Below are 3,573 nucleotides of genomic sequence, written 5' to 3'. Positions count from 1 at the left end.
TGTGTTTGGAGACAGCCAGTTTACCAGCACCCTGTCTGTCAACTTCCACTTCCCCAAGATCCCGCGAAGAACCTAAATAAAGAGGGCTCCCGCGGGAGCCCTCTTTGCATCTTGCCATCAGAGTCAGTCAGGCGTTGCCCTGGGTCTTGAGCTTGAGCTCCGCGGCGAAATCCAGCATGCGGTCGAGCGGGACAAGCGCTTTGAGACGCAGTGCCTCATCCACATGGATCTCGTGACGCTCGGCACCGTCGGTCAGGGCTTCCTTGATGGCCACCAGGCCGTTCATCGCCATCCAGGGGCAGTGGGCGCAGCTGCGACAAGTGGCACCATCACCGCCGGTGGGCGCCTCCACCATCTCTTTCTCCGGGCAGGCCTGCTGCATCTTGTAGAAGATGCCGCGATCGGTCGCCACGATCAGTTTCTGCTGGGGCAGCTCTTTGGCGGCCTTGATGAGCTGGCTGGTGGAACCCACTGCATCCGCCAGCTCGATGACGGAGGCCGGGGACTCCGGGTGCACCAGCACGGCGGCATCCGGGTTCTGGGCCTTGAGCTCGCGCAGCGCCTTGGCCTTGAACTCGTCGTGCACGATGCAGTGACCCTGCCAGCGCAGCATCTCGGCCCCTGTCTTCTTCTCGATGTAGGCGCCGAGGTGTCTGTCCGGGCCCCAGATGATCTTGTGACCCTGACTGTCCAGATGTTCGACGATCTCCAGCGCAATGCTGGAGGTGACCACCCAGTCGGCCCGCGCTTTCACCGCTGCCGAGGTATTGGCATAGACCACCACGATGTGATCGGGGTGGGCATCGCAGAAGGCGGAGAACTGGTCGATGGGACAACCCAGATCGAGGGAGCACTCGGCCTCCAGCGTCGGCATCAGCACCCGCTTGTGGGGGCTCAGGATCTTGGAGGTCTCTCCCATAAAGCGCACACCGGCCACGATCAGGGTCTGGGCCGCATGGTCGCGACCGAAGCGGGCCATCTCCAGGGAGTCACCCACGAAGCCACCGGTGGCTTCTGCCAGGGCCTGGATCTCGGGATCCGTGTAGTAATGGGCAACCAGCACGGCCTGGCGCGCCTCGAGCAGCACCTTGATCTCGGCGATCAGGGTCGCCTTCTGCTCGGGAGTCAGGGGCTGTGGTTTGGCCGGGAAGGGGTAGTCCATCTCGACTACCGGCGGAATACTGCTCAGTGCATTGCTCATTGCGACTGTTCCATCAACGCTCGGGAAGGCCAAAATTATAACCAGAAGCCGTGCACAAACCCATCAACAAATCCAGTACAGTACAACTGTCAGGACCCGCTCCGACCATATCGTTGTCATTCTTGCCAAAAGGAGTTGTCGAATGAAACAACGTTCGCTCAAGACCAAGTTGTTGTTGCTCACGCTGGGACTTTTTCTCGCCAGTGGCGTCGCCATGACATGGATACAGTCCTCCTCGCTGAACGGCCTGCGCGATGACATCATGGCGCAGACCCGTGGCGCCCTGGAGCAGGAGGTTTCCCGTTCCCTGCAATTCCAGGCAGAGCGGTATGCCGTGCAGATCGAAGACCAGTTGCAGCAGGCCTATCAGATACCGCTCGGCATGGCGGCGCAGCTTGAAGGAAGCATGGCCCAGCCGGACCAGCGGCTGAGTCGCCCGCAAGTGGAGCTCCTACTTGGCAGCCGCCTGCACCAGGCAAACGGGATCAGCTCCATCTACGCCCAGTTCGAACCCAACGGTTACGACGAACAGGACGCCGACTGGCAGACGGGCGCCAGCCATTCGGTTGCCGGCAAGGGCAGTCTCGAGGTCTACTTCACCCGGGAACAGAACGGAAACATCGCGCAGCAGACCATAGATGCCGCCACCAGTGACGCCAAGTTCGACACCTCGCGCAATGAATTCGGCATTCGCAACAGCGAGTGGTATCTCTGCGGTCGCGAGACACGTCGCCCCTGCCTGATGGAACCCTACCTCTACGAGATAAGCCCTGGTCAGAAGATGCTGATGACCAGCCTGACGGTGCCCGTCCTCAAGGATGGCAAGTTTGCCGGGATCACCGGGGTCGACATGAACCTGCCCATCTTCCAGCAACTGGCCGAGCACCTTGGCAAGAGCCTCTATGACAACCAGGCCGAGGTCACCCTGGTCAGCAAGACGGGCTTCATCGTCGGCAGCAACCGCCATTCGGACAAACTGGGGCGCCCCCTGACAGAGGCCGGACTGGTTGCCCCGAATGGACACCCCGCCGATACCGACAGCGATTTCATCCTGCAGCAGCCCATACGGATCGAGGCTGCCGACAACCAGTGGTGGCTGATGATCAAGGTGCCCAAGGCCCTCGCCCTCAGCCAGGCCAACACCATCAGCCAGCAGCTCGGCAGCCTGTTGCAGGCGACCCAGCAGCAGCAGCTGATCGCCATCGTTGTCATCACCCTGGTGGCCCTGGGGCTGCTTGTCTGGTTCATCCAGACCATCACGGCGCCCCTCTCCCTCATCAGCCGCCACGTCTCCCACCTCGCCAGCAATGAGGGCGACCTGACCCAGCAGATGCGCATCGACACCCACCAGGAGCTCATCGAGCTTGGCAGGCATCTCAATGCCTTCCTCGGCAAGCTGAGGGCCATGGTGCAGGGCAGCAAGCAGATTGGGCAACAGGTGCATCAGCAGGCCAGGGGCATGAAACAGACGGCCGATGCCATGCGCAGCAGCCTGGATGATCAGAGCCTGGAGCTGGAGAGCGTGGTCAGCGCCATGCACGAGATGAGCACCACGGCAGTCAGCGTGGCGGGCTATGCGGAACAGGCGGCGCAGGAGTCGGAAGCGGCGACCCACCATGTCAGCACGGCCCAGCAGACCTTGAGCAGGGCCCGCAGCGAGATCCATACCCTGGTCGAGGACATGCATCAGGCCGACAAGGCGGTCGCCCAGGTCGCCCAGCGCAGCACCAATATCAGCCACATTCTCGATGTGATCCGGGCCATTGCCGAACAGACCAACCTGCTGGCCCTCAACGCAGCCATCGAGGCGGCGCGGGCCGGCGACATGGGCAGGGGTTTTGCCGTCGTGGCGGACGAGGTGAGGGCGCTGGCCAACAAGACCCGCTCATCCACCGACGAGATAGGGCAGCTCATCGGCAGCCTGCAAACCGAGGTCACCAGCAGCCAGCAGCTGATGAGCACAGGGATCGCCCGCTCGGTGAGCACGGTTGAAGGCACGGAGCAGGCCTTCGAGGCACTCAATCAGGTGGTCACCCAGATCCAGCAGATCCATGATCACATCAGCCAGGTGGCGACCGCCGCCGAGCAGCAGAGTGCCGTGAGCGACACCATCAACCAGAACCTGATGCGCATCGGTGACGCCGCCACCACCCTGGGACAAGAGGCCAATGCCAGCCAGCGCCTGAGCGAGGCACTGGAACAGGCGGCCACCACCCTGGCAAGCGAGCTGGATCGACTGCGAACCTGATGGGAGACGGAAACGAAAAAGCCCGCATCGCTGCGGGCTTTTCAATATGGTGGTCGTTACTGGGCTCGAACCAGTGACCCCCTCCTTGTAAGGGAGGTGCTCTCCCAGCTGAGCTAAACGACCT

At 62.1% G+C, this 3,573-nt stretch carries 2 protein-coding genes and 1 tRNA gene; 1 reads left to right on the top strand and 2 read right to left on the bottom strand.

Annotated features, from left to right (window positions below):
- Positions 1 to 127: 127 nt before the first annotated feature.
- Positions 128 to 1,201 carry a quinolinate synthase NadA gene (gene nadA / locus PG887_RS15180; RefSeq protein WP_052816503.1) on the bottom strand — a complete coding sequence of 358 codons (1,074 nt, stop codon included), beginning with the start codon at positions 1,199 to 1,201 and terminating at the stop codon, positions 128 to 130.
- 142 nt (positions 1,202 to 1,343) lie between these two features.
- Here nadA and PG887_RS15175 point away from each other — a divergent pair, with 142 nt between their 5' ends.
- On the top strand, positions 1,344 to 3,449 hold the full coding sequence (locus PG887_RS15175; protein WP_270822134.1) for a methyl-accepting chemotaxis protein: 2,106 nt from the start codon (positions 1,344 to 1,346) through the stop codon (positions 3,447 to 3,449).
- 47 nt (positions 3,450 to 3,496) lie between these two features.
- On the opposite strand, the gene PG887_RS15170 is transcribed toward PG887_RS15175, so the two are convergent.
- Positions 3,497 to 3,572: transfer RNA gene (locus PG887_RS15170), tRNA-Val, on the bottom strand.
- Between the last annotated feature and the right edge of the window lies 1 nt (position 3,573).

The organism is Aeromonas sp. QDB14 (assembly GCF_027707845.1).
GTDB classification, from domain to species: domain Bacteria; phylum Pseudomonadota; class Gammaproteobacteria; order Enterobacterales; family Aeromonadaceae; genus Aeromonas; species Aeromonas caviae.
This window is presented reverse-complemented; position numbering and strand designations above follow the sequence as displayed.

Bases quoted from the DNA above. Each gene is read 5' to 3' on its own strand.
- nadA (WP_052816503.1), bottom strand. From the start codon at position 1,201: ATGAGCAATGCACTGAGCAGTATTCCGCCGGTAGTCGAGATGGACTAC.
- PG887_RS15175 (WP_270822134.1), top strand. From the start codon at position 1,344: ATGAAACAACGTTCGCTCAAGACCAAGTTGTTGTTGCTCACGCTGGGA.